Annotated in this window: 13 protein-coding genes; 3 read left to right on the forward strand and 10 right to left on the reverse strand. The window is 55.0% G+C overall.

The annotated features are described in order from the left end of the window. Positions 1–716: hypothetical protein (locus tag WCO56_12470; GenBank protein ID MEI7730383.1), on the reverse strand; the 716-nt coding region annotated here is incomplete at its 3' end. A 297-nt stretch (positions 717–1,013) separates the two neighbouring features. On the opposite strand from WCO56_12470, the gene WCO56_12475 reads away from it, so the two are divergent. From WCO56_12475 to WCO56_12485, 3 genes are all read left to right on the forward strand, one after another. Then, the gene (locus tag WCO56_12475) at positions 1,014–2,405 is read left to right on the forward strand and encodes a Gfo/Idh/MocA family oxidoreductase (protein MEI7730384.1); all 1,392 of its coding nucleotides are present in this window, start codon (positions 1,014–1,016) and stop codon (positions 2,403–2,405) included. Between the two features lie 157 nt (positions 2,406–2,562). After that, positions 2,563–3,174, forward strand: coding sequence for a DUF4337 domain-containing protein (locus WCO56_12480; protein ID MEI7730385.1), 612 nt, complete (start codon positions 2,563–2,565; stop codon positions 3,172–3,174). A 52-nt stretch (positions 3,175–3,226) separates the two neighbouring features. Next, entirely contained in the window at positions 3,227–4,672 is a 1,446-nt protein-coding gene (locus WCO56_12485; protein ID MEI7730386.1) for a hypothetical protein, read from the forward strand. A 208-nt stretch (positions 4,673–4,880) separates the two neighbouring features. Here WCO56_12485 and WCO56_12490 read toward each other — a convergent pair whose 3' ends face one another. The 9 genes from WCO56_12490 to WCO56_12530 form a co-directional block, all read right to left on the reverse strand. After that, positions 4,881–6,053: a pyridoxal phosphate-dependent aminotransferase gene (locus tag WCO56_12490; protein MEI7730387.1), complete on the reverse strand. Its 1,173-nt coding sequence runs from the start codon at positions 6,051–6,053 to the stop codon at positions 4,881–4,883. 92 nt (positions 6,054–6,145) lie between these two features. Next, positions 6,146–6,748 carry a penicillin-binding protein activator LpoB gene (locus WCO56_12495; GenBank protein MEI7730388.1) on the reverse strand — a complete coding sequence of 201 codons (603 nt, stop codon included), beginning with the start codon at positions 6,746–6,748 and terminating at the stop codon, positions 6,146–6,148. A gap of 19 nt (positions 6,749–6,767) precedes the next feature. Next, positions 6,768–7,184, reverse strand: coding sequence for a YcfL family protein (locus WCO56_12500; protein ID MEI7730389.1), 417 nt, complete (start codon positions 7,182–7,184; stop codon positions 6,768–6,770). 7 nt (positions 7,185–7,191) lie between these two features. Continuing rightward, on the reverse strand, positions 7,192–8,577 hold the full coding sequence (locus WCO56_12505) for a hypothetical protein (protein MEI7730390.1): 1,386 nt from the start codon (positions 8,575–8,577) through the stop codon (positions 7,192–7,194). 76 nt (positions 8,578–8,653) lie between these two features. Next, positions 8,654–9,571, reverse strand: a complete 918-nt coding sequence (locus WCO56_12510; protein MEI7730391.1) for a CsgG/HfaB family protein — start codon at positions 9,569–9,571, stop codon at positions 8,654–8,656. Between the two features lie 56 nt (positions 9,572–9,627). Next, on the reverse strand, positions 9,628–10,821 hold the full coding sequence (locus tag WCO56_12515; GenBank protein ID MEI7730392.1) for a hypothetical protein: 1,194 nt from the start codon (positions 10,819–10,821) through the stop codon (positions 9,628–9,630). A gap of 94 nt (positions 10,822–10,915) precedes the next feature. Continuing rightward, positions 10,916–11,266 (reverse strand): flagellar motor protein MotB, encoded by a 351-nt coding sequence (locus tag WCO56_12520; protein ID MEI7730393.1) that lies wholly within the window; start codon positions 11,264–11,266, stop codon positions 10,916–10,918. Between the two features lie 87 nt (positions 11,267–11,353). Beyond that, positions 11,354–12,127, reverse strand: coding sequence for a type II secretion system protein (locus tag WCO56_12525; protein MEI7730394.1), 774 nt, complete (start codon positions 12,125–12,127; stop codon positions 11,354–11,356). A gap of 189 nt (positions 12,128–12,316) precedes the next feature. Next, the gene (locus WCO56_12530) at positions 12,317–26,812 is read right to left on the reverse strand and encodes a lamin tail domain-containing protein (GenBank protein MEI7730395.1); all 14,496 of its coding nucleotides are present in this window, start codon (positions 26,810–26,812) and stop codon (positions 12,317–12,319) included. Positions 26,813–26,815: the final 3 nt, after the last annotated feature.

Consider the following 26,815-nt stretch of genomic DNA (forward strand, 5'->3'; position numbering starts at 1 on the left):
AGGAGTTTTTCCGCAGGTGTGGGCGTGGGCTTGGCCGGCTCGGGATAAGCGCTTTCCAGAATGGGAAACAGGTTGTCCGGTCCCAGCTTGGCCACACGCCCCGGCAGCCAGATATTGGCCAGGCAACGATCCCCCTCGGCCAGCACGGGTGGCAACGGCGCGGCGGGATGCGGCTTACCAGGACGCAAAGCAATTCGGCCAGTGCCATCCATCACGATAGAATCCAATCGCAACAACGCATGGCGATATGTGACATACACCGGTTGGTTTGAGGAAATCCGCCCGCCCGGCAAGCGTCCGATGGTGCCCCAATCCGGTTCCAAAAGGTAGTCGCTACCCAAATCATATCGCATCGCGTCCGGCGTAGCAGCGGCGCGCAGTTGCACGCTGGCGGGATCCAGCAATCCGCGTGACGTACACTCCTGTGCGCGCACTCCTTGCAGCACCGCGCCTTTGCGCCAGCCAGACGCATTGGTGGCAAACAAAGGTACCGAAGGCAGCTTTTCAGCCGTAACGGTAACCAGTTTCGGCGTGGGGACTTCGATTGTGACCGTAATCGGTTTCCCTCCGGGAGACGTGGCGGTCACCTCAACCTGCCAATCCCCCAGCAAGCGGAGCCGGGCCGGTTCAGCAGCGATAGCCGGAAGAAAACTATGCGCATAGAGTGCCAAGGCGAAACCCGCACTCATCCCGGTGGTTTCCAACATGTGTTGCATGGGATTGTTTTTATCGCAACGAAGGGTGTGTGGCAATGCTGCAAGCGCCTAAATTTGGTGATTTTGGGCGTTTGCCTTGCCCGCGCCCATCATAAGCCTGCATAATTTGTGGTAAAATACTGGACAGCCGCGCGGTTTCCGCGCATAAATGCCACTCATGCATACGACCCTTTTAGACATTGGCCAGGGCAGCCCGTTAAGGCTGGCCTTGGAAGGGGTGCATTAAAACGCGATGGACCATTGAATTTTTAGTGGTAGAACAACATCCAATAACAGAACAGTTAGTATTAACAAAACATGCAAAATAACATCCTAGATCAGGCGGCGGGTTCCCGCCGGCAATTCCTTAAAAATTCAACCTTGTTGACGGCGGGTGGCGTGATTGCCGCCAGTTTGCCTTCACCGCTGGCGGTCCACGCGGCCGGTTCCAGCGAATTAAAGGTGGCCGTAATCGGCTGCGGCGGGCGCGGCAGCGGCGCGGCGGCGGATTGCTTTGCCGCCGGTGGCAATATCAAGATTGTCGCGGTGGCTGACGCCTTTGAAGACAAGGCTAAAGGTGCCGCCAAAAACATCATGGCAAAGTGCGGACCGAAGGCGGATATCCCCACGGAGCGCATTTTCAGCGGGTTGGACGCGTATCAAAAAGCCATCAACTGCGGCGTGGACATGGTGATTCTGGCCGGACCTCCTGGATTCCGCCCGTTGCACTATGAAGCCGCCGTCAAGGCCGGTAAACATGTGTTTATGGAAAAGCCGGTGTGCGTTTGCCCTGGTGGTTTCCGCCGGGTCATGGCGGCCAATAAGCTGGCGGAAGAAAAGGGTTTAAAGGTCGTGGTAGGTCTGCAACGCCATCACGAAGCCAGCTATCAGGATAGCATCAAGGCGATCGCCAATGGGGATATTGGCGATATTACGCTGCTGCGCGTGTACTGGAACGGCGCCGGCATCTGGAACCGCGCCCGCAAGGAAGGCATGAGCGAAATGCAATACCAGGTGAACAACTGGTATCACTTCGCGTGGTTGAGCGGTGACAATATCTGCGAACAGCACGTTCACAACCTGGACATCGGCAACTGGGTGATGTCCGCTGCGCTGAAGAAGGAAGGCGCGAATTGGGCGCACCCCGTGGAAGCCAACGGCATGGGTGCCAGCCTGACCCGTAGCTACAACGGCAAGGACATTCAAGGGCAGATCTTTGACGCGCACTTTGTCGAATACACCTATGAAGACGGCACCAAGATGTACAGCCAATGCCGCCATCAACCGGGCACGATGTCAGGGGTATCTGAAACCGTTCATTCGACCAAACAGATGAAGGGGATTGGCGTGACTTCAATTGCCAAGGGTGGCAAGTTGAAATTGGGCGCGTATCAGCAGGAGCATCTTGATTTGCAGGAAGCGATTGTGAACGACAAGAAGCACAACGAAGGCTGGTACGGCGCGATCAGCAGTATGACGGCCGTGTTGGGCCGCATGGCAACCTACTCGGGCAAACTCGTGAAATGGGATGAATTGGTCACCAAGGGACCAGACCTGTTCCCGGCGGGCAATCTCACTTGGGATTCACAGCCACCGGTGATGCCTGACGCGGAAGGGTTCTACCCGATTCCATGCCCGGGCAAGTATGATCCGATGACCGGCCAGGGCAGCAGCGCTCCGACGCCGCGCAAGGCTGTTAAAAAAGCCTAATCAAATAGTCAGAGCATTTTTCAGAGCGCAGCCAGTTCAAAAACTGGCTGCGCTTTTTTTGAGGGTGTCCTGGTATCCGTTACCATTTGGCCAACGCTATTTTAATAAAAAAAACTTGCATTAGCTGGATTCGACGGTATTACCTCCACACCGATTTATGGCAGACGATAAAAAAACAACTCCGGCGGAAACGAATAATACCGCCAAGACCGAAGCGAAGAAAGAAGTATGGCTGAACTGGCTGGCCATCACGACCATCCTGTTTTCCGCGGCGGCGACGCTGGCCACATTCCGTGGCGGAGGCCTCGCTACGCGTGCGGTGCTGACCCAAAGCACGGCCTCGGATAACTGGGCGTACTACCAATCCAAGAGCGTGAAACAACACACGTACGAAATCCAGCGCGAGCTGTTCCAGATCCAGATGATCGGGGCTCCGGCCGATCAGGCGTCCGCCTACAAGAAGCGTCTGGAAAAGTACGAGCAGAACATCGAGCGCTATAAGAAGGAAAAATTGGTCATTTTCCTGGAGGCGAAGACCCTCGAAGCTGAGCGCCAGCGGTGCCAGGACGTCGGGGCGTATTTCGGTTTGGCGATCCCGTACCTGCAAGTCGCCATCATGCTCTCGGCGTTGGCAGCCTTGATGAAAAAGAAGCCGGTCTGGATGGCGGGGTGCATTCCGGGAGCCATGGGTATGGCTTACTTTATCGTTGGCACCATCATCTTCCAGACCTCCCAGCCGCTGGTGTGCCTGCTCGTGGCGAAGCCGTAGCGCCGTTAAATTAGAGATTGCCAAACGCGCCGGGCGCAATACCGTTGCGCCCATGAGCCATCATTTACGCACCGCCGCCGCCCCGCACGCGCCCCGTTTCCCCGCCCGTTGGCGGCGGAAGCTCCGCACCCTGGCCGGGATCATTCCCGGCCTCGCGCTTTTCCCCCTGCTCGCCGCGGGCGTGGAGCCGTGCCGCATCGAAGTCGTGGAGAAAGACACCGGCTGGCCCGTCCCCCTCGTCGAACTGCGCACCACCCACGCCGTCCGCTTCATCACCGATAACGCGGGCGTCGTCGCCTTCGACCTCCCGGAACTCATGGGGCGCGAGACCTGGTTCGATGTCCTCGGCCACGGCTACGAGCGCCCCAAGGACGGCTTCGGCTACCGTGGCGTGCGGCTCACCCCCCAGCCCGGCAAAACCCTGAAAGTCGAAGTCAACCGCACCATCATCGCGCGGCGGCTCGGGCGCCTCACCGGCGGCGGCCTTTTTGCCGAAAGCCAGAAGACCGGGCGCGACCTGGACTGGCAGGAAACCGGCGTGCTCGGCTGCGACACCGTCCAGAACGCCGTCCATAACGGCAAAATGTTCTGGCTCTGGGGCGACACCACCCTGGCCCATTACCCGCTCGGCATCTTCGATAGCTCCAGCGCCACCACCGCCATCCAGCCCCTCAAGACCTTCGAGCCGCCCCTGCGCGTCCAGTTCGACTACTTCCGCGACGCCAAGGGCAAGCTGCGCGGCGTCGCCAAGATGGCGGGCAGCGGCCCCACCTGGGTGGGCGGCTACCTGACCTTGCCGGATAAGACCGGCCGGCAGCACCTCGTCGCCACCTACTCCAAGATCAAAGGCTACCTGGACGTTTACGAATACGGCCTCTGCGTCTGGAACGACACTGCCGAAACCTTCGAGCCCCTGCGCGTCCTCTGGAACAAATCCGCCACCGCCCCCAAACCGCCGCCGCTGCCCGATGGCCATCCCGGCTTCTGGACCGACGCCCAGGGCAAAGCCTGGGTGTACTTTGGCAACCCTCTGCCCAAACTCCGCTGCCCCGCCACCTTCGAGGCCTGGCAGGACAGCGCCACCTGGGAAATCCTCAAGCCGCAGGAGACCCTGCCCAACGTCGCGGACGGCAAGCCCATCAAACCCCACACCGGCTGCATCGCCTATAACCCCTGGCGCAAACGCTGGGTGGCGGTTTACATGCAGGCCTTCGGCAAGCCCTCCGCCTTTGGCGAACTCTGGTACGCCGAGGCCGACGCCCCCGCCGGCCCCTGGGGCGCCACCATCAAGATTCTGAGCCACGACAACTACACCTTCTACAACCCCCGCATCCATCCGGAATTCACCCCCGCCAACTCCCCCGTGCTCCTCTTCGAGGGTACCTTCACCGCCGAATTTGCGGACCGCCCCCACCCCACGCCGCGCTACAACTACAACCAGATGCTCTACCGCCTCGACCTCGACGATCCCCGCCTCAAACCCGCGCAGGGGAAATAAGAATCAAATCATGGAGCAAAGCGAAGTGACCATCACGATCTGGGGTGGGGCATGCCGTATCGGTATGCGATTGACTTTCCAATAGCACACGCCTACGAACTTCCGACGGAGGCACAATGGATAGCCGCCAAAACGAAATACCGGCCAGTTCTTATACCCCAGTTGGACGTCCCTGCTACGGGATAGAATCTACCGTATTCAGCGCCTTTTACTTCAGGCTGCGCACAAACCGATCCACCCGCTCCAAGCCCTTTTGAATGTTCGCCAGGCTGGTTGCGTAGCTGATGCGGAGGTAGTCGTCCGCACCGAAGGCGATACCTGGCACGGCGGCCACTTTTTCCTGTTCCAGCAGTTTCGCACAGAATTCGGCGGATTTGAGGCCGGTTTTGGAAATGTTCGGGAATAGATAGAATGCGCCCTTGGCGTTCACGCAGGAGATGCCGGGAATGCTGTTGAGTTTCTCCCAGGCGAACAGGCGACGTTTGGAGTATTCGGCGAGCCAGGATTTGAGATGCTCCTGGGGACCATTGAGGGCGGCTACGCCGCCTTTTTGGGCAAAGGAGGTCGGGTTGCTGGTACTGTGGGATTGCACCGCGTCAATCGCCTTGGCGATGGGGTCGGGGGCGGCCAGGTAGCCGAGGCGCCAGCCGGTCATTGAGTATGCCTTGGCCAGCCCATGAACGATGATGGTGTGTTCGTAATGCGCCGGGGAGAACGCGGCGACGCTGGTATGTTCGGCACCATCATAGACGAGCTTTTCATAAATCTCGTCGCTCATGATGAGGACACCCTTTTCCACGCAGATATCGCCCAAGGCCTTGATTTCATCCCGCGTGTAAAGGGAGCCAGTGGGGTTGCTGGGGGAGTTGAGGACGAACAGGCGAGTGCGCGGGGTGATGGCGGCGCGCAACTGATCGGGGGTGACTTTGAATTCGGTTTGGTCGGTAGTTTCGATGATGACCGGCTTGGCCCCGACCAACTTGACCATTTCCGGGTAGCTCAGCCAATAGGGGGAGGGGATGATGACTTCATCGCCCGCCTGACAGGTGGCCATGATGACGTTGAAACAGGAATGTTTGCCGCCGCAAGAGACAATGACTTGCGAGGGTTTATAGGTCAGTCCGTTGTCGCGTTTAAACTTGTCGGCGATGGCCTGGCGCAACTCGGGAATGCCGCTACTGGGCGTGTATTTGGTAAAGCCATCCGCAATTGCCTTGATGGCCGCCATCTTGATATGGTCCGGGGTGTCAAAATCCGGTTCGCCGGCGCCGAAGCCGACCACGTCCTGGCCTTCGGCCTTCATTTGTTTCGCCTTGGCATCAATGGCCAAAGTCAACGAAGGGGACAACGATGCTGCGCTTTGTGAAATGCGATAGTTCATACGAGCAATACACTTACCGGCAGATGCGCCGGTGTGCAAGTTTGAAATGAACGGAATTTTTAACGTCTCATTTCAGTTTGGCTAATAGGGGCTCAGAATCCCACGGCGGAGCGGGTACCTTGTTTGACAATCGTTTCCTCGCCTTCCCAAATGGCCAGGCCATCCGTGGATGTCAACGAAAGCTGGAACACGTAAGCCATTTGCCGCAAGTCACCCACGCGCGTCATCTTATCAATGATTTTTCCGGAGAGATAGTAATCCGGGCTGCGAGTGGCAGTGGCGTTGCCGGTCAGGGATTGTTCCACCTGGGCTTGGCGGGCCATGGGATCTTCCGCGCCGCCATACTTGACCGTGGTGGTGGTTACAATCTTGCCGGTCTGGTTGAGGCGGACCCGGATTTTTTTGGTCAATTCATCGGTGTCGAAATGCTGGCCGGTTTTGTTTTCGACGCGGCTGATGGCCAGGACCGATTGCTGGCCGGAGGCAGCTTTTAATTTGCCGCCATTAATGACCTCCAGAATCATCGAATTCACCATTTTATCGGCGGCGCTGGCAAAATCCTGAATATTAATTTGGCCGACCGTCGCAAGGGTGCGTGGGCCGGAGGCTTCCACATAGGTGGCTTGCTGGGTGGCACAGCCGGTGAAAAGCAGCGGACTCAGACCGGCAATGAGTAAGGTTTTGGATATTTTCATAGTTCAATAGCAGTTTAGGTTAACGAACAACATCAATCAGTTTTAACCGAAAATCCTTGGCTTTGGGCGTGGGGGCGACGGCATTGATGAAAATGCTTTCCTTGCCCTCGATCTGGCGCTGGACGTAGGTCGCGGTCGGGGAGCTGATGAGGATGCCGTTTTCATCAAACCATTCAAATAGATAACTGAAGGTATGCATGGAACGAGTGGTATTTTGCAGTTCAACGGACACGGACATGTGCTCGTTGTATGCCGGGGAAACCCCCACGATGCGCACGTGCCGGTTTAAGGCGGCATCCGCGATGATACGCTTATCGCTTACCATCATGCGGGGATGCTCCGGATCGGCACGTTCCACGGAGTTGACGCTGCTCGTGCAGCCGGTGATCAAGCCGCCCCCGACCACCACCAAACCCAACCAAATAAAAGGTTTCATCGTCATATTATTTTAATTTAAACTGGGATACCGCCAATGGGCTGCCTGAGCCAACGGCCCGCACACAGACCACGTTCACCATGCCGTCTTGTAGCAGAATGTCCTGTTTTTGCAAGCCGTTCGGCACGGAAAGTTGCAGCCGGCGATCGGGTGGCGTCGGTACCCGGCAATATTGAAATTCCTTGGGCAGGGTGGTCCAAGTGCGCGTGTCAGCGATGTTGACGGCGGCTTGAGCGGCGGCGGTAAGGATGCGTACGCCGAAGGTCAGCATGTCATTGCCACCTTGTTCGGCGGCGGTGTTGACGCCGTAATTCATCAATGCTTTCACGACGGTAGAAGCGATGGTTTTGGTGATGATGGTCGGAAGTTCCGCTTTGAAATCAGTGGCGATCACGTTGTCCATGACGCAGACGGGCTCGGTGTTTTCCCGCGTATTGCCCGCTGTCACCGTCAGGAACGCGGGACGATTTTCGTGATATTTGAGCACTGGAAATGCGGTTCCCACATAAGACACTCGGGCAACCAGGATGGGCACGTCTATGCGGATTTGATCACGATCCGCCGCCCGCCCGGTTTCAAAAAGCACGTAGGTGGTGGGTTGCGGGTTCGAGCCGGACACAGTTTTGAGGGTCTCCGCATCCTGCCGGAGGAATTTGTTATTGCCGGCAAAGGCCACCATCCGTTCCAAGGATTTATTGGCCCGCTCCAAGTCGGAACCACCGCTGTTATTGTACATGAAAAAGAGCGCATCCATGAACACGGTGAAGGGGTTCACGTAGTCGCCATAGGCCAGGTGACGGTCCAAATCCTGGTAGGCGGAATCCAAACGAGCGCGCACCGCCGAATCGCTTTCCGCGTGGTTGATGGCTTTCCGCTCCTGGGTGCTGCGGTGGCGGACTTCCTCCTGCGCTTTCTCGATGCGCTTGCGGTTTTCCTCCACGGCATCCTGCTGACGTTGGTAGGCCCGAATAAGTTCCACGCGGGCATTATCCGGCTCTCCGAGATTCAAGTAATTCAACGCCTTGTAGGTGTTGAGCATGATTTTGTCATAGGCCCGTCCTTCGTAGGGCAGGTTGGCCAGGGTGGTCATCATGGCCCCCGCCTCATTGGCCAGTTTGACTTTGGCGGTGGCTTCATAATGGTTGATGCGATCCTCCGCCTGGCTGAATGCGGCGTTGCTCTCGCGGAATTGACCGAGGCTGCGCAGCGTGGTGGCGTGTTCGAGCCGCCAAATGATGGCGTCTCTACCGCTGGATTCGGAATTGGCCTTGCTGCCGTATTCGGCAGCCGCCCCGGCGTAATTACCCGATTCCCACTTATACGCCATGCTCTCCCCCTGCTGCTGATACGTCCGGCAACCGGTCAGTAGAACTACCGTCAAGGCGAGTGCCATCCCTGCAATTTTGCCTATCCTCTTCATTGTCGGTGTCTTGTGTATATGATCCAGGGTTGGTTACGTGGCACTTATTTTACGGTTTTTGGGCTTGGGGTATGCGCAGCACCGAACCCACCGTCACGCCCCGGTCTTCCAACAACTCCGCCGTAGAGGTCTTGGGTTGCACACTGATGATTTTGGCCTGCCCCATGAGTACTTCCTGGCGACCCAGCACCTCGCCGGTATCCGGGTCCTTCAATTCTTCGCCCACGGCATAGACATTCCAGAGCTGATCCACGCTCACGCCGCCGCCATCGCCGCGGTTGATGGTGATTTGGCGGTCAAATTTGGCCAGCACTTTGGCCGGGAAAATTACATCCGCGACCCGGTTGGCAATTTTTTCCGCCAGCGTCCGTGCGAGGTTGACGGATAATTCATCCGAGAGGGTGCCCTCGACGCGGACTTCATTCAGTATCTGGGTAATATTCGTGAGAGTGGTTTGTAAGTTGGCTGATTCCAGGAGTTTTCCCGAGGTGGTATCATAGATTTTCCCGATGGCCGAAATGCGTAGGATGCGCTTATGGATGGTTTTTCCCAAGTCGGCCAGGTTGGCGGACTGCGTCATGTCCTGATAATCATCAATGGAAGTGACCAAGAGGTATTTCACACCGGCGAGCTTGAATGACTTGGCTGCGTTGGGGTCGTTTTGATTGACGTTGCCCGAACCCACCAATTGTTGTTCGCGCAGCAATTTTTCCAGATCGCTGCGGGCGATCACCTGAAATTTCCGGGAGGCGTTAAGGCGGTCAATCAACTGGTTGTCCAACGATTCGAGGGTCCGCTTCATTTCCGTGGTTTTACCGCGCTTGGCCGCTTCCTGTTCCACGGAGGAATTCACGTCAATGGCGGCCACGCCGATGGTGTCTTTTTGCTGAGCCATGGTCGGGGTTGCCAGCAGCACCACCAGCCCGGTTTTCAAGATGCCCGTCACAAACTTAATACCTGTCTTCATAATAATTTGCTTCATCCAATATCCTTTTGATTTTGCGGAGCGCCCGATTTAACTGACTACCTATCAATCGGCCCCTTTAACAGGAAGCCTTTGACGTCTGCCTTGTAATCTTTCTTCACATCTTCTTTGATGTTCACTTTGTATCCGCTCTCGCTGAACATCTTCGCAACGCCCTCAATCCGTTTGACTTCAGCGTCCGTGAGTTTGCGATCATTTTCCAGGTCTTGCAAGTAGCGCAGGTTGTCTTTCCAGCGGCGGTAAGCCTCTTCGGTCATTTGCATGGAGACAATTAGTACCTGTTTATCAAAGCAGTTGACATGCATCTCTTGCGGCTTGGAACCTTCGCGGCTGAAACGGATTTTATGAATGCCCGGCGTGACATTGAAAACTCCGGGCGCGGAGCCGATGCTTAGGCCATCCAACTCCACCACCACATCCAGCGCCTGCACTTCGGATTTGGCATCCAGCATCATGGCCCGTCCATCGGGCGCGATACGCATCAAGGGGACGGTGATCGGCACGTTCACCAAGTCGTTCATACGGGTTTGGATGGTGATTTCCACCAGCTTCGGCTTATCAGCGGTGACCATTTGGATGTCCGCCTTGCGTTTGCGGATGCCCTCGGCGACCAGGGTGGCGGCTTCATCCAGCAATTGGTTGACGGTTTCGTCGTTAAACGAGGTGTGCAAGGTATCGGTGTTCCGGATCGTTTTGGTAACCGTGATGGTGTCTCCGGTGAACGCGCCGCCTTGCCACGACTCCAGCACTTTATAACTTACACGGAGGGTATGGATGTAGTTGACCGTCTTGAGACGCAATGTCTTGTCCTCGAAATCGCGCGTTTCCGTGCCAAAGGTGGTCAAAGACACGAATAACACCATGTCCGCGCCCATGTTTTGGGCCAGGCGGGTAGCTGAAGACTGACTGCTCAACAGGTCATCCACTTGGGAACGAAATGCTTCCAGCGAATGCACTTTAGGATCATTCGGGCTGGCATACGTGTTCATGGCATTTACCACGGTTTCACGACTGAGGACGCGAAACCCGGCGTCTGCCACCCGACTGCTGACCAAATCTTCCAACACGGCAACCTTGTCATTCAACCGGGCACCTGCGCGGTTCTCCACGATGATGCCCGCTTTCTTTGCGTCTTGCGCTTGCAGTGCGAAGGTCAGGAAGCCAGCCAGGGCCAATCCGAGAATAGTCCAGCCGAGATTTCGGCCCTGGACGGCCCAATTGCCAGTTTTCATGGAGAACATGTTCATCATTTTATCGAGTCTTGGTTATTGCTTGTGAAACGCTGTTAAGCCATTTAGAAAGATCTGGTTACAAGCGCAGTCACCTTTATTTCTGGGCGGGTTGGATGGGGCGGCCCTGGGCATCCACGACAATGTCTTCCGGGACCTGGATAGTGCGTCCGTCAGGGGTCTTCTCCGTGTGCCAACGCCGGACAATCCGTGTTTGGTTGTCAAATGGGGCCGATACGCCTTGCACAAACCCTTCGCCCGTCCCGACTACCGCTCCAGCGACATTACCGGTGACGCTGCCAGCCACCACGCCCACGCCGCGTCCAATGGCTGGGCCTGGTTGGCGCGGATTCGTAAGCGCCACGCGATTTGGATCGCTCGCGCACCCCGTTAAGAGCACTACTCCCAAAATGGGGACCTCAAAAACCGACAGTTTAAACGTTTTCATGTTACTTGTCCGGGCCTTTGCACGGCCAACGCTAGAAGTAGATTACTGCGAACTTGGCCATTTGGCAAGCCATGCGATGGCGAAGGCTTAGGGCTGGATCATCGCCATGTTGATGCGATATAGGTCGGTAACGGCCCACAGGTTGACCGGATACAGACAGGTGCCGTACCGCAAATAGCGCACGCTGCCATCCACAAAGGCGCAATTGGATCCACCACCTTGATTTTTCACACTGGTATTATGCCGATGATAGTCCATTTCCTCCAGATCGTTTCCGCCACGCTGGTCAATGTCCATGTGAACGTCGCCCGATTCGGTTAACTTTTCCCCGAAAATGATGGTTTCGGTGGGATAGGGAATCCCGTTTTCTGGAATGCCATGCGGCCAGAGATGATCCATGTATTTTTGATAATCTGCAGGAGCCAGATTGGTCTGGAAATAGTCATTCCACCCGTTGACGAGGTAACTGCGTGGTGCATCAAAGGCCGTGTAATTGGCATTGGTGGCAAAAAATTGTGCCGGCGGCACCGAGTCATCCGGGCAGCGTAACAACGTCAGGTTCTGATAATACGGGTACAGATAATTCATCCAGAATGCACCGTAGCGCGGGGTGAACTCCCCCTCGTAATCATCGGCATACATGCGTTCAGAAAGAGCCAATTGGCGCATGCCGTTGACGCACATGATGCGCCGGGCACTCTCTTTGGCACGCGCCAAAGCCGGCAAGAGCAAACTGGCCAGAATGGCGATGATGGCGATTACCACCAATAGTTCGATCAAGGTAAACGCCCGTTTGCCACGGCTAACCGGCGTGGTCACCGAACCACGCTGCCAAAAATGATATATACCTGCCGGTTTCATGCTGTTACGGATTGCGGGTTACGCTGGATAGTTTTATTACCCAGCAAATTAACCACCATTGGACGATTCCAAGGGGAAGGCTGTTCAATCATATTCCCGGATTATTTCAAGGTAGGGCAGGGCCGAGCCATGGGCTATCCACTTTTCAATTTTGTCTCCGAACAAGTTGGTTGTCAACGCTTCAGGGTGTTATGGCAAACGTAGTAGGCGGAAGAAACCGTGGCCGTTGGTGGTGATATTGATGGGCAGATGATACACCCCGCCGGTGGCAACAAAGTTATCCAAAACTGTCCAGTTTCCGGAAAGATCATCCAGGAATTGAGCCTGATAGGTGAAGCCTTGGAAAGTACGGCAATTCAAGTTCAGGTTACCATTGGTGGCTGTGCTGCTAAAGGAAAGCGGTGGCAGTTTCAGGAAGACACTAAAGGTTTGGGTATCACTGAGCGGCGGCACTCCATTGTCAGTCACTCGCACGGTAATCACATTGGTTAAATCCTGTCCCGGTAATGGCGACCAGCTGAACACCCCATTGCTGGCATTGATGGTGGCATTGGTGGGGGCGGATAGCAGGCTGAAGGTGAGTATATTGGTCGGAATGTCCGGGTCGGTGGCAGTGACTTGCACCATTAAGCTGACGCCTTCCTCTCCGACTTGGTTGGCCAAGTGGGTAAGGACTGGTGGCAGGTTGGATTCCAATACATCAATCGTCACCCACTGAGTGGCGCTGAGTGGCGGGATGCCATTATCCGTCACTCGCACACCAACGAGGTAATTACCAGGGCCTTGGGCTTCGCTGGGTGTCCAGGCGAAGACACCGTTGGAGGTATTGATGGTGGCGTTGGTAGGGGCGGATAACAGCGAGAATATGAACGATTGAGCTGGCAGGTCGGTATCGGTCACCAGGTTAGTGAAGCGCAACACTTGTTCCTCGATGATCACAAAGTAGTTGGTCGGCACGACCAGGATTGGGACGCTATTGGTCTTCAGTACCATGATATTGAAGGACCGGAAATCACTTAGCGGCGGCAGGCCATTATCCGTTACCCGTACGGTGATGGTATAATTGGTTCCCCCTTGGATTTCCGTTGGCGTCCAGGTGAATAAGCCGGTATCGGATTGGATTACGGCACCGGTGGGAGCGACTGGGGCCAACGAGAATACCAGATTCTGGGCGGGAACATCGGCGTCGGTGGCGGTGATCGTCAAATTAAAGGGGAGTTCTTCGATGATGGTTTGATCCGGTATCACGCCAGGTTGCGGCGCATGGTTGGCAGGAATAACCACCACGTCAATGGTTTGAGTGGCACTCAGACTGGGTATGCCGTCATCATACACCATCACTATAATGGGATTGGTGCTGGTGGCCGTGCCCAACGACGGAGTCCAAGTCAGCACTCCTGAGTTGGTGTCCAGCATTACGCCGACTGGGGCGGATAACAATGCGTAGAATCGCTGATTGGGTGGCAGGTCGGGATCCATAGCCTGGTTGGTAAAGACCAAGGTCGAAAGTTCCTGGATCACCACATTCGCCAGATTGTTGGTGAAGATTGGGGCGCGGTTGACCTCCAGAACCACCACAGTTACGGTTTGAGTGGCGCTTAACGGCTGCACTCCACTATCGGTGACCACAATGCCAAAGACGTTGGTACCCGGTCCCTGGGCTTCGGTGGGGGTCCAGGTAAAGACCCCGTTCGAGGGATTGATGGAGGCATTTGTAGGGGCGGCGTCCAGAGAGAAAGTCAAAATTTGCGCCGGCAGATCGGAATCCGTGGCGAAGTTGGTGAAGGTCAACAACTGTTCCTCCGGTGTCACAAAATAGTTGGTCGGGACCGTCAGCACTGGTGTACTATTGGTTTTCATCACCATGAGGTTGAAAGACTGGGCATCACTCAAAGGCGGTGTTCCATCATCAGTAACCCGCACTCCAATCACATAGTTGCTGCCGCCCTGCGACTTGGTTGGGGTCCAGGAGAACAGCCCCGTGTTGGATTGAATGATGGCCCCGGTTGGCGCTCCTGGTTCGAGCGAGAAGGTCAAGGTCTGGGCTGGCAGATCCGGATCGGTTGCGGTAATCAACCAATTGAACGGGATGCCTTCAAACGCTGTCCGGTTGTTCAAGTTGGAGAATTTAGGCGGCTGATTCACCTCCCGGACGATGACGACAAAACTTTGAGTTACGGTAATGGGGGGATAGCCATTGTCCGAAATCGCCACTTGGATAAAATTGGAACTCGGGCCTTGCGCTTCGGTGGGGGTCCACTGAAGCCAGGCCCCGGCGAATAACGTCATGCCCTCGGGGGCGGATGCCAACTGGAAGGTTAGGATGTCATTCGGATCAGGATCGGTGGCTGAAAGAATCATTTCAAACGGTTTCAGTTCATCGGTGTACCACACCGGTTGGACAGTGAGCACGGGAGGATAATTGGCGGGTACTACCACCATGGTGATGGACTGCGTGGCACTCTGGGGTGGCTGGCCGTTATCGGTGACGCGCATGACAATGGTATTGGTGGTGGTTGCCGAACCCAACGCCGGGGTCCACGTCAATACCGCTGAGTTAGCATCCAGTGTCACTCCTGATGGCGCAGACAACAGTTCATACGTCAGCGTATTGGTTGGCAGATCGTTATCACTTGCCCGATTGGTAATCGTCAGTGTAGCCAGTTCGCGCACGGTCAAGTTGGTCCAGGCATTGGTGAAGTAAGGCGCGCTATTCACTTCATTCACGACGATGACAAAACTCTGGGTGGCGCTTAACGGGGGTGTTCCATCATCGGTCACACAGATGCTTATCAGGTTGGTGCTGGGGCCTTGTGCTTCGGTGGGAGTCCACGTAAAGATGCCATTGGTTGAATTGACCACCGCGTTCGTCGGAGCGGAAACGAGTGTAAATATCAGCTTATTCGCCGGCCAATCCGGATCACTTGCCAGGTTGGTAATCACCAGTGTGGTCAACTCATCCATGACCTGGTCGGCTATCGGTGTCAGGGTGGGGGCGCGATTCACCTCGTGGACATAGAGCGTGAAGCTCTGGGTGACGCTTAATGGTGGGGTACCGTTATCCGTCACCGCGATGGTAATGTGATTCGTGCCGGGGCCTTGCATTTCGGTGGGTGTCCAAGCCATTACGCCGTTATTCGTGTTTAATTGGAATCCCGGCGGCGCTGAAACCAGCGAGAATATCAGCGTTTGAACCGGCATATCTGGATCGGAAGCGTAATTGGTGCCTTGCCAGAGCACCATCTCATCTATCGTTTGCGAGGCCGGTACTGACAGTTGTGGTGGGTCACTGGCGGCGGTTACAAACACCAGCACAGATTGCGTTGCGCTCAGGCTGGGTTGGCCATCGTCATACACCCGTATCACTACGGTGTTGCTTGAATTGGCGGCCCCGAGCGGCGGTGTCCAAATGACCACGCCGGTATTGGTATTCAGAGTCATTCCACTGGGAACTGACAACGGCTCGAAGGTCAGGCGGTTGGTTGGAATATCATCATCCGTGGCGTAGTTCGTAAATGTCAGGGTGGAAAGTTCCTTCACAAACAATACGCCTGGGTTGTTGGTAAAATAGGGCGTACTGTTCACTTCCCGTACAATGATCTGGAAACTTTGAGTGGCACTGAGCGGGGGTAGCCCATCATCGGTCACAGCGATGCTTACCAGGTTGGTGCTAGGGCCTTGGGCTTCGGTGGGCAGCCACGAGAACACACCGGTGACTGGATTCAAACTGGTATTCGTGGGGCCACTCAATAGCCTAAAGGTGAGGTTATTGGCAGGCCAATCCGCATCCGTCGCATGATTGGTGACCCACAGTGTGGTCAACTCATCCATGACGATATTGGTGATGAGTGCCAACGTTGGTGCCTGGTTGACTTCATGCACCACCACGGTGAAAGCCTGGGTGGCACTTAAAGCTGGAACACCATTATCCGTCACCATGACAGTGATTGAGTTGGTGGATGGCCCCTGGGTTTCGGTGGGCGTCCACGACAAGATTCCAGAGTTGGTATTTATTGTGACCCCGGTGGGAACAGCCAACAAGCCATACGTCAATACTTGGGCAGGCAGATCGGGATCAGTGGCTGGAACGGCAAAGGTCCAGAGCGCGTTCTCATTGATGTATTGAGCGTCAATTGGAGAAATGACTGGTGGTGAATTCGGCGGCAGTACCTTCACCTGGAAGGTTTTGGCGTCGCTCATCGGTGGTACTCCATTGTCGGTAACCCTGCCTGTAATCGTGTAGGTGATGCCCGCTTGCAAGGGTTGCGGTGTCCATGAAAAACCCCCGGTTACTGAATCAACCGTAGCACCTGTCGGGGCATTGGTATCCAACGAGAAGGTCAGGGTCTGTGGTGGCCGATCCGTATCCACGGCAGAGAACGTGCAAGTAATCAAAGCGCCCGCCGAATTGGTGAAGCTCGGGATGGCTGCCAGGGTTGGCTTGGTATTGAGATTTGCGAAGACATTAGCGGTTCCTGGGGTGGCATTGGTCATGGAGAACACATTGGTGGAACCATCTGGATAGCGTCCTTGGCTGATATCACTGGTTTGTGCACCAAAAGTCACTGTGTCAACGGGTGAACCATCTGGAGCAAACAGTCCGATGTAGGCACCGGATTTAGTGAGTTTGAAGTTCGCGTGCAAATTCGGCAGGTTGGTGGAATTTTGGGCGTCCAATTTATCGGCCCAGACAAGGTAATAGCCGCCAGGGGGTATGGTATAACCATTGGGAATCTTGAATAAGAAATTATTGGTCGTATAACGGGTCAGGTAATAACCGCTCAAATCCGCCGTATTAGTACCATAGTTGTATAGTTCAAACCAGTCATCCCACTTGTTGTTTAACGGATTCAGGAGAGTCCGGGTATTGCCAGCCATCCATTCGTTGATACGCACGGTAAGCGGCAGAAAAGAGCCATTATTATTCGTTCCAGGAGTCACATAATAGAAGGTTTTCCGATCAAATAACTGGCCATCCGGACAGGAACCAAAGGAATAACGGGGCAACATGTTGGAATAGTTCAGGTAATCCAGAATGCGCTGATCCTGGACGAGCGCAATCGAGCCGTTCGTGGGATTCAACCGGAAGCTGGTATGCAGCACAGTACCGGTGTTCAATTCAGGATGCCCATCGGCAAAAATGATTTTGAATTCTCCTGGGGCGATGACCGTGCCGGTAGGGAACGCCCATTCGTTGAGGTTGGTATAACTGTTGGCCAAATAATAGCCATTCAGCGATAAAGTGTTGGTGTCATTGTTGTATAATTCAATCCAAGGCTGTGGCGTGCCGGTGTTATCTTTGAAACCATCCGGGTTGTTCGGCTGGACTTCGTTGAGCCAAACCAAGGGATAGGGTGCAATGGTTCCCGCCACTGAATTCGTGGCACCCGGGGTGAAGCTGGCAATGGCAGCGTCGTCGCTCCAGTTACTAACTCGGGCGGTGTCCTGGGCCGCATCAATCAACTGTAACGCCTGCCCGGAGCCGGGAGTGGCAGCCATGGATGGCCAAGGGGCGATGGTGTCGTACTTAACTTTATCAATAATCACGTCGAGATTGGTGGTTACCCCCAACTTGACCAGCGTCAGGGTTTCACCATCTGACTGCAAGGTTCCGGGAAACTGGGCAAAGGGTGTGATATTGGTCCCATAGGCCTGTTGGAAGGCATTGGTGTCCATGGCCAGCACGAGGAAGCTGCGCGGTCCCAGCAAGGTGCCCGCCGGGAAATCGTACCCCACACCTTTAAGTCGGTGGTTGGATAAATCAAAGCTGGTGTTGGTGGAGCGGTTGAACAACTCCACATAACTGGCGTTGCTCACGGACGGGTTAAACATGATTTCATTGATCACCAGGAAGCCGGCTTCGGGATCAATATTATTCGTCACATTCAAAACCAGACTAACCAGTGCATTGGTTAGCGGATTACCCCATTGGTCATAGCCTTGGATTTTAACCAGGTTGGTACCGCGATTCAGAACCACGTTCAGGCTCCAGTTGGTATAATTAGTCGCCCAAGTTACCGGATAATCCGTCCCATTGATGTAAATGCCGCGCACATTCACGGGCGCAGCACCGGTGATGGTAATCAAGTTGTTATTGGTCTCGAGATATAAAGGGGTAGCGACATTGAACGTATTGGTCAGTCCGACTAACTGACTGCGGATATAGGCATTTCTGCCAGCCACATATACTTTATTGGTAGTGATGCCGTTTGGGTCATAGCTGACGTTGTTGGCCTGAAACACCGCAATTCTTGCATCCATTTCAGGGTCGAGATAGGCATTGTTAAAATAGAGATCAATCAATTCCTGGAGGGCGCGTAGATAGGCACGCCGGAATTCCGGCACATTATATAGCGCGGTGATCCGGGCATCAGCGGTGTTAAAAAGGGACTGATTAGTGGTGCGACTGCCAAAGCCCAAGGACCAATCCACATCATAGGGAATGACCTCAACCCGATTGAATGCCGGCAGGTATAAGGAATTATTTTTGCCGCGCTCAAAACCATACGAGTCGAAGTTCCCTACCACGCGTTGAACGGAGAACTCCCGGGCCCATTGATCCAGGTTGGCCACCGAATTGAACAATGGATAGTTGATTGGGGCGGCATCCACTGAGGTTGGGCTGGCGGCGCACAACAAACGGTAGAAATTGGTATAGGATATCACTGAGTCACTTGGTCCATAGCCACGCTTTTGCCACTGGTAGCGGTAGCGTGCCGTATCCAGCACGTTGGAAACCCCATTGACCGTAATATACCGGCGGGTTAAATCGGCGTCGTTATTACTGAACGAGGTGGCGACATCATTGAATTCAAACCAATCATCCAACTTAAATAATTCGCCGCCGGTATCGCCGGAGTACCATTCGCCAATCAAATCGCCATCGGGGCGCTGGGTATCTTCCAAAACAAAGTTTCCAGCCACAGCACTAATTGCACTGCGTTGGGTGCCATTCATAAACAAGTGAACATAGCGCCGCTGGTTATATGAAATTCCGAGCTTCCTAAATAGAATGTGGGGAATTTGCTCCGTGAGCCCCACGGGATCTGATCCACTGCTGCCACTGCCGTTTCCTGGCAGATCCACGGAAATGCCGCTGGCTCCCATTACCATATCATAATCGGGCAACCCGATGTCATAATCGCACCGACTGGATCCACCCGGCCCGGTGGTTTGATTGGGCCGGTGAAAAGCACTGCCCGAATAGCGAGGGGTTGCATTGTAAACCACCCGATAGTCGTTGTACACAAAGGTGCCATCCACGCCGCAGTTGCTGCGGGGTTCGCGACTGGCCCAGCGATTGGAAGAGCTGAGCGTCGCCCACAGATGGTAGGTGGGGAAGGTCCCGCGCATTTGCAACTCGCCCCAGCGCACCACGCATTCTCGTGAATACGAATCGTTCGGGAAGCAACGGTCCAGCGGTGGCGTGGGAAAGACATCCTTCGGGAAAACGCTGGCGGCGCCCAGTCCATCCACCGCTTGCAGGTAAAAGGCGGCCACCGCATTCGTGGCTTGTCCGGGGAGCATGCCGGTATAGATACCGTCGCCTGCCACTGCGTCACCGTTCAATCCATTATCGGTCATTGGCACGCTGATGAAATTGGTGGCGGGATCAATGCGATACATCAGGTTCAAAGCGGAAATCCCATCCGGATCACTGACGCGCGCGGTGACCAATACGTTTTGATTGGCTGCTGGCAAGACGGGGGCATGCACCACCTGGTAGATGGCCGGACCGGTATTGGGCAACGCGCGGCTGTTGGGGGCGCCCGGAGATCCAAGGTCCAAGGGCACATCCAGCCTGGCTCCCGCCTCAAGGGTGCCGCCATGAACGCGCAATAAAATTTCCGGCCAACCGTGCAACCACCTTGCTTTGGCGCGGATGGTAATGGCATTGGTAGAATATGCTTTTGGACTGAAGTTGGGGGATTTGATTTTGTTGGGTCCGGTGTCGCCACGGCAGGCGCCACGAATATGGAGACAGTTGCCACCGTCATAGCCGCTACCAACCTCAATGGTGGATTGATCATAGCCGCCCTGATTCATCCAGTAGTTGGTGACGGCATTGATGAAACTGGTGTTACCCGATAAGGCCAGCGTGACATTTGTCAACACCACATCCTCAAACGTCCCATACGAGCCCAGTAAATTGTTAGCAGGGTCGTTGGCATTATAAACCTCGATCTCATCCACTAGGCACTCACCGGGGTCCAATAAGTACACGTGGAGGTTGTCATTTGTCCATGCGGAGTTTGGTTCGCCCATCGTGGCGGTGTAATCAATGAAGGTCCATTGGCTCTTGGCGGTTTCATCGCTGTCCGCCCAGTTGGCGGCAAATTGATTATCGCTATGCGGGTCCACCAGTTCCAAGCTGCTACCGCCACCATTGGCCCAGGTTCCCCAATTTCCGCCACGGCCGTAGGTTAACTCGTTTTCCGCCACCCAGATAACATTGGTTGTCAATTGCCCAAAGGTATTGGTCTTGATTGCCAAATCAGGCATCAGCAAGGAGACATGTTCCCCACTGCCGGCAAGCGATCCGCTGAAGTCCCCCACCGTGTTAAACGTGTTTAGGGTGCCAGGATAGTGCGCCAGCAGGTTCGTCAGGTTCTTGGCCACTACCAGGTAGCCATCGGGCTGAATGATCGAGTTGGCCGGGAAGGTGAAACTGATGCCGTCGGTTAACTGCCAACCGCTGAGATTCACCGCTGTCGAACCACGATTGTACAATTCCACATACTGATCATCCGAGTTGCCGGAGATGGGTTTGTACATGATTTCGTTGATCACGATGCTTTGCAATAGTGGGCCGGAGTTGTTGGTGCCGGGGGTAGGCGTGGTTAGAATGCGGAAGGAATCGGCGCCATCAGGTGTGCGCCCGGTGGATATTCCCAGCAACTGTCCGCCGAATGCCATCGCATCCAGAATGCGTGTATGGTTGGAATTGGCAAAATATACGATTTCACCATCCTGGCTGAGCCCGAATCCGAGCTGGTTGCGATCATACCACAGAAAACCGCCCCCCGGAATAATGGTTGCAGCAGGCAACCGGTAGGCGTTGGTGCTGTCAGGCAGGAGTAACGCACTGGCGTTGGCGCTGAGAACGCATCCGGAAATATCCACTGGTTGGGCGCTGCGGTTATACAATTCGATGTAGTCCAGATTGGTGCTGTCCGGACGCGCCATAATTTCATTAATCACCACTGACTTTTGCGGGTCGAGGCTATACCCATCATAACGCCCCGGCGTGCCGTCAATGCAGTCACTAGCCATCCAAGCGCGCGGATCATTTTCTCCGTATGAAGGCCGGGCTAGCACCAGGGAATGACCGACGCCATCAGCCGCCAGAGGCCAGGGCGTTTTGTTGTCATAGTTGACCTCCAACAAGATTGCATCCGCAGCATTGCGCAAACGGATGGTGCCACCGCCAGATGGCAAACTGTTGGTGTATGGTCCGAGCACGCCGGTGATACCGTAATAATTCTGTACTGCAATGGGATAGCGAGCCACCACCAGAAATCCGCCCCCCGGGATGAATGTGCCGGCTGGGAAATTGTAGTCCACACTGCCGCTTAACCGATAGCCAGTCAGATCTTCGGGCAGAGAGGCGCTATTGAAAATTTCTATAAATTGCAGACCGTTATTAGTCCCGGGTTGAGCAATGGGGCTATACATGATCTCGCTGAACGTCAATCCCGTTCGTCGTGAACTGGCACCCAACGGTTCCATCGGCAGTTTGGTGGAACTGCCCAAGCCGGTTCCCGTTGCATCCGTCAAATCTCTGAATTTAGCGGTCATCCCGTTGGTGGCGTTACAGCTACTGATCGCCATGCCGACATAGATGGGATTGCCCAAAGCCACGGTGGTGGCGGCGATCCTGGTCCAGTTCTGGCCGTCATAACTGCCATAGCCCTGGAAAAGGTCATTGGAGCGTTGCAGCCGCAGCCACAGGTAGGGAGAATTCACAGGCATGCTTCCCGCTTGCGTCGGCGCGGCCGTCGGCGTGGAACGCCATTGCAGGTTGCACCCATTCAGACTCGGGTAAGCCCAGACCGCCACAAACGCGCTGGCATCCGCCAGGGCGGTGCGCGCCATCAGGCCGGCGCGCGACCACGGATTGGCAGGATTCAGGGTGTCAATCCGGGTTTTGAAATCGAAATTTCCCTGCCAACGTTGGGCGCCAAACAGAAATTGATCATTCGTACCCGTGCCCAGGAAACCTGCGCTGGTAATGGCCAAGTCCCAGCCATTGCTGTTCATTGAGTAACGCGCATTGGCAGCGCTGCCGATCACAAATGGTGCATAATCCGAAACCAGGAAGGTCACCGCCGTGTTGCTGGCAATGGTATTGGGTGCCAATAAAGCCAAATCCTGTACACCACTAATCCAAAGCGTGTTGGTGCTACCCCATAGCATCGGGGTGGTTGTCAAAAATACAGTACGCCCATCCACATCAAGCTGGGCACCTACCACGGTGACGCCATTATTGGCGACATAGTTTGAAAGGTTGGTTGCGGTCTGCGCGTTGACCGGTTCCGAGTAAATCACGGTGATATGGTTGGTTCCGGCTCCAAAACCATAGACGACATAAGGCGGAGTGGTGTCTGGCGCAATATTGGTTATCAAAGCGGGTACGGTATTGGAAATCGTATTGAGTGCGGTCAGTTGGCATACCCATGGGAGATTTAAATCAGAAAGTTCCAGTGGTGGCGTGGTGAACATCGCATTGGTGGCGCCCGGAATGTTGGTCCCGTTTTCCTGCCACTGGTAGGTCAGGAAGATGCTGCCATAATTGGTCGTGACGCTCGCCGCGACATTAAAGGTCACCGGGCTGTGTTCTGTCCCGTTGGTATTCACCGGTTGACTGGCAAGGTTGATTCGCAAGCGCGGTACGTATGTTCCAAAAAGGGCAGGGGACATGGATGGCAGTGATAGTGTGGGAGTCGTATCGCCGGGCACGCGAACCGCCATTAACAGGTAATCACTGCCATTGTTTTCTTTGAACAGGGTCTCAAAATAATAGCGATTGCCGGCCGTGAACGTGTTGGTCCACGAACGGACGTCACTATAATAGGCCTGCGCACCCGTGGCGCTTAATCGTGACTGCAAACCGGCGGGACTCTCGTTGGTACTGAAGAAGAGTTGGGCGTCATCGTCATTCATCAGGTAAACGATGTGCGTGCCCGAGTTGGTCGGCACAAAATAGCCGGAGAGGCGCATCCCGTAACTATCCGCAAAACTCCGTGTCCCGCTCTGATTAGTGAACATGGTCTCGGCGATATTGGTGTAATTGATGAAGTCGGGCGAATAGGGATACTTGGTGCTGCCGGTCAGATTGGCCACTGACCCGCCGGTGATGTTGGTGTAGTATTCCCGTTTCAAATAGCCTGCCACATAACTGCCGGTGTCAAACGTAAGCACCGTGTTGGCCATGATGGAGTTGCTGGCGTAGGCTTTGTCTTTGACGCCATTGATCGTGAACGAATAATTGCTTCCCTCCTGCTGGGGCGAGGTGGTGAGAAATACATTGGTGCCGCTCTTGATGATTGCGCCGGTAATCAAGAATCCATTGGTGCCCAAGTAATTTGCAAGATTGGTGGCCGTGGCGTCCGAAACCGGTTCGGAATAGGTGAGTAACAACCCATTGGTTCCGTAGGTTGTCCACCCAACGACCGTGGGCGGAGTTAAATCCGGCGCGATATTGGTGACATACGCATTGGCCGAATTGGAGGAGCTAAACATCGAACTGACCACACAACGCCAGGCGTTGTTGGTATCGAAGACCGTCAAATTGGTGACGGTAAAGGTCAGGTTGGTGGCATTGGCGATGTTGGTGCCGTTTTTTTGCCATTGATAGCGGAGGAAAGGTTGTCCTGCCGATGGCATGGTGGTCGCACTCACAGAGAATGTCACTGAACCTAACTCGTTTCCACTGAGGCTGTATGGGCTGGCGATCACAAATGAATACGGCATGGCGTACGTGCCATAAAGTAAATTGGTGATGGATGGCAGGACGGTAGTGTTGGTCGTAACTCCAGGTAGTCGCACGCCCACGCGTAGATAATCGTTGCCGGTGTTCTCTTTGAGCAACGCCTCAAAATAATAGCGGTTGCTGGCCACCAGGTCATTGGTCCAGCAATACGCGTCCCGGAAGACGGTGGAAGTGCCGAGACTGGTGAAGCGTCTGACCGCGTTACTGGGGTACGAATTGGTCGCAAAATTGAACGCGGCCTCATCATCATTTGCCAGATAAAATACGAACGTGCCCGAGTTGGTGGGTACAAAGTATCCTGACAACCGCACACCATAGTAATCCGCGTAGTTGCTCACGCTTTCCGCCCAATTGGTATAGTACACCCGGTCGGGAAGATTGGGATAACGGGTGTTATTGGTGAGGTTGGCCACGGTGCTGCCGGTAATGTTCGTGTAGATTTCGCTCAGCAAAAAACCATTGGTGTAGCGCCATGCTTGAAAGGCGATGGTGCTGTTGGGCACCATCAGGTTGGTCTGTGCTGTGCTGTCGCGCACGTTGTTCACGGTAATGGTGTAATTGGTACCCTCGGCCTGCGGTGACGTAGCCAGGTTTACGTTCGTGGAGAACTCCAACGTGGCCCCCAGAATTTGCAGGCCATTGTCAATCGCGTAATTAGCCAGGTTGGTGGCCGTGGATGCCAACAGTGCTTTGTTGAATACCAGTCTGGCGCGATAAATCTGGTTGCCCCCCCGTGCCGATAACACCACGGGGCCATCGATCGCCAAATTCACGCTGACCTGACTGGAATTGGTGCCCTCACCGCCGATGCCCAACCCAGAGACCACATAATAGTAGGTGTTCGAGTTGACCACGTTGGTGTCGGCATAGCTGGTGGTCGTGAGGTTGCTGACTGTGGTGTAAGGGCCGCCATTCACCAATGAACGCTTCAAATTAAAGCTGGTCGCGTTGGAAACCGTGTTCCAACTCAGGTTGATGACGTAATCCTTGTTGGTGGCCGTCAGGCCTGAGGGGGCAATCGGTGGGGCCTGCGGCATGGCGCTGGCCTGGCTGGAAATGGCTCCCTCCCCCGCAAGGCCAACACCGGACACGACATAGTAGTACGTGACAAAATTAGTGACATCCGTGTCGGTGTAATTCGTGGCAGCCAATGTTGCCACGGTAAGATACGGCCCTCCATTGGTGATGGAACGCTTCAGATAGTAATTGGTGGCGTTCAGCGAACTGTTCCAAACGAGCGATACTTGTGCGTTGGTGGAAGTGGCGGTGAGTCCCAGCGGAGCCGGCGGCGGGGAACCGATGACCACCATTACTTCCAAAGAATTCGTCCCTTCACCGCCGATGCCCAGGCCCGATACCACATAGTAATAGGTGGTTCCATAGACGGTGCTCACATCCGTAAAATTGGTCGTCGTCACATTGGTGATGACGGTGAACGGGCCATCGGTCACCGTGGCGCGCTTCACATTGTACGTGATGGCATTGGTGGCGGTGTTCCAAATCAGCAAGGCACCGCCATTGGTGGAAATTCCAGTCAACCCCAACGGTGCTGGCGGTGGCCCATGAGGGGTGGCGACGGCTTGCAGAGAATTGGAACCTTCCCCGCCCGAGCCCAACCCGCTCACGACATAATAATAGGTTACGTCGTTGGTGAGGTTGGTGTCCGTGAAACTGGCGGATGCCAGGGTTTTGATGAGGCTGTAAGGGCCGCCAGTGGTCAGCGCGCGCTTGACGTTATAATTCGTGGCGCCAGTGGTGGTGCTCCACGTCAGGAGGACTTGCGCATTGGTCGCCGTTGCCACCAGGTTGGTGGGTGCGGCGGGAATCCCCAGCACGTTGAGGCGGGCGTTTAGCGTTACATTCGTTCCAAAACTGTTTGAAACAACGCAGCGGTAGTACGTCTGATCATTCGTCATTGGCAGATTGGTCAAAGTCAGCGTCGCGTTAGTTGCGTTGGCGATGTTGTTGCTGTTGCGCTGCCATTGATAGGCGGGTGCGAAAATATTGCCCACACTGATCTCGAAACTGGCATTGGAACTGGCCCAAGCCGTTTGGTTGGTCGGGTGGGCCGTGATGATGGGGGCGTATTGGAAGGTCAAATTGGTGTTGGGTATGGGCGGGGCGCCATTGGCCGGAACGGCATCACCGGGTCGCTGCCAGGTTACGCCCAGGTTGTCGGTGCCGCCACCGTTTTTCATGAGTGCTTCAAAATAATACAGCTTTCCCGCCGTGAGGGTCCGCCCGGAGGATTTTTGGTTTACTTGCAGCGGAGTGCCGGTAACCACCCAATTCCTACTGGAACAATGGGACCATGCATTTGATACAGAGGCGATGATGATCTTATTAGTCGGGTTTTCATCCGTGCTCAGCAAAAAATCTCCAGAATCATTGGCCGAAAGGTAAAAGACATAACTGCCGCCAATCGGCGCTCGGATCCAGCCACGCAGCCGTACGCCAAACGCGCCTCCGAAATTGGTGACATGTTCCAGCCCCCACGTGATGGTATTGGTGATATCAGGCGAATTCGGATATGTCGCCGCACTCGTCAGGTTCGGCACATCGGTGCCGGCAACATTGGTGTACACCTCGCGAAAGATGCCATTGGTGGCCTGTCCATGGGTGGATGTGGCCAAGCCAAGGCACAGAAAAACAAAGCCAAAACAACCAGCCGGAAAGCAGGATGACAATTTCATTCG

Source organism: Verrucomicrobiota bacterium, from assembly GCA_037139415.1.
Classification (GTDB): Bacteria; Verrucomicrobiota; Verrucomicrobiia; order Limisphaerales; family Fontisphaeraceae; genus JBAXGN01.

What these genes read in the sequence shown, in the direction of transcription:
- WCO56_12475 (MEI7730384.1), top strand. Translation starts at nt 1,014, where the DNA reads ATGCAAAATAACATCCTAGATCAGGCGGCGGGTTCCCGCCGGCAATTC.
- WCO56_12480 (MEI7730385.1), top strand. Translation starts at nt 2,563, where the DNA reads ATGGCAGACGATAAAAAAACAACTCCGGCGGAAACGAATAATACCGCC.
- WCO56_12485 (MEI7730386.1), top strand. Translation starts at nt 3,227, where the DNA reads ATGAGCCATCATTTACGCACCGCCGCCGCCCCGCACGCGCCCCGTTTC.
- WCO56_12490 (MEI7730387.1), bottom strand. Translation starts at nt 6,053, where the DNA reads ATGAACTATCGCATTTCACAAAGCGCAGCATCGTTGTCCCCTTCGTTG.
- WCO56_12495 (MEI7730388.1), bottom strand. Translation starts at nt 6,748, where the DNA reads ATGAAAATATCCAAAACCTTACTCATTGCCGGTCTGAGTCCGCTGCTT.
- WCO56_12500 (MEI7730389.1), bottom strand. Translation starts at nt 7,184, where the DNA reads ATGAAACCTTTTATTTGGTTGGGTTTGGTGGTGGTCGGGGGCGGCTTG.
- WCO56_12505 (MEI7730390.1), bottom strand. Translation starts at nt 8,577, where the DNA reads ATGGCACTCGCCTTGACGGTAGTTCTACTGACCGGTTGCCGGACGTAT.
- WCO56_12510 (MEI7730391.1), bottom strand. Translation starts at nt 9,571, where the DNA reads ATGAAGACAGGTATTAAGTTTGTGACGGGCATCTTGAAAACCGGGCTG.
- WCO56_12515 (MEI7730392.1), bottom strand. Translation starts at nt 10,821, where the DNA reads ATGAAAACTGGCAATTGGGCCGTCCAGGGCCGAAATCTCGGCTGGACT.
- WCO56_12520 (MEI7730393.1), bottom strand. Translation starts at nt 11,266, where the DNA reads ATGAAAACGTTTAAACTGTCGGTTTTTGAGGTCCCCATTTTGGGAGTA.
- WCO56_12525 (MEI7730394.1), bottom strand. Translation starts at nt 12,127, where the DNA reads ATGAAACCGGCAGGTATATATCATTTTTGGCAGCGTGGTTCGGTGACC.
- WCO56_12530 (MEI7730395.1), bottom strand. Translation starts at nt 26,812, where the DNA reads ATGAAATTGTCATCCTGCTTTCCGGCTGGTTGTTTTGGCTTTGTTTTT.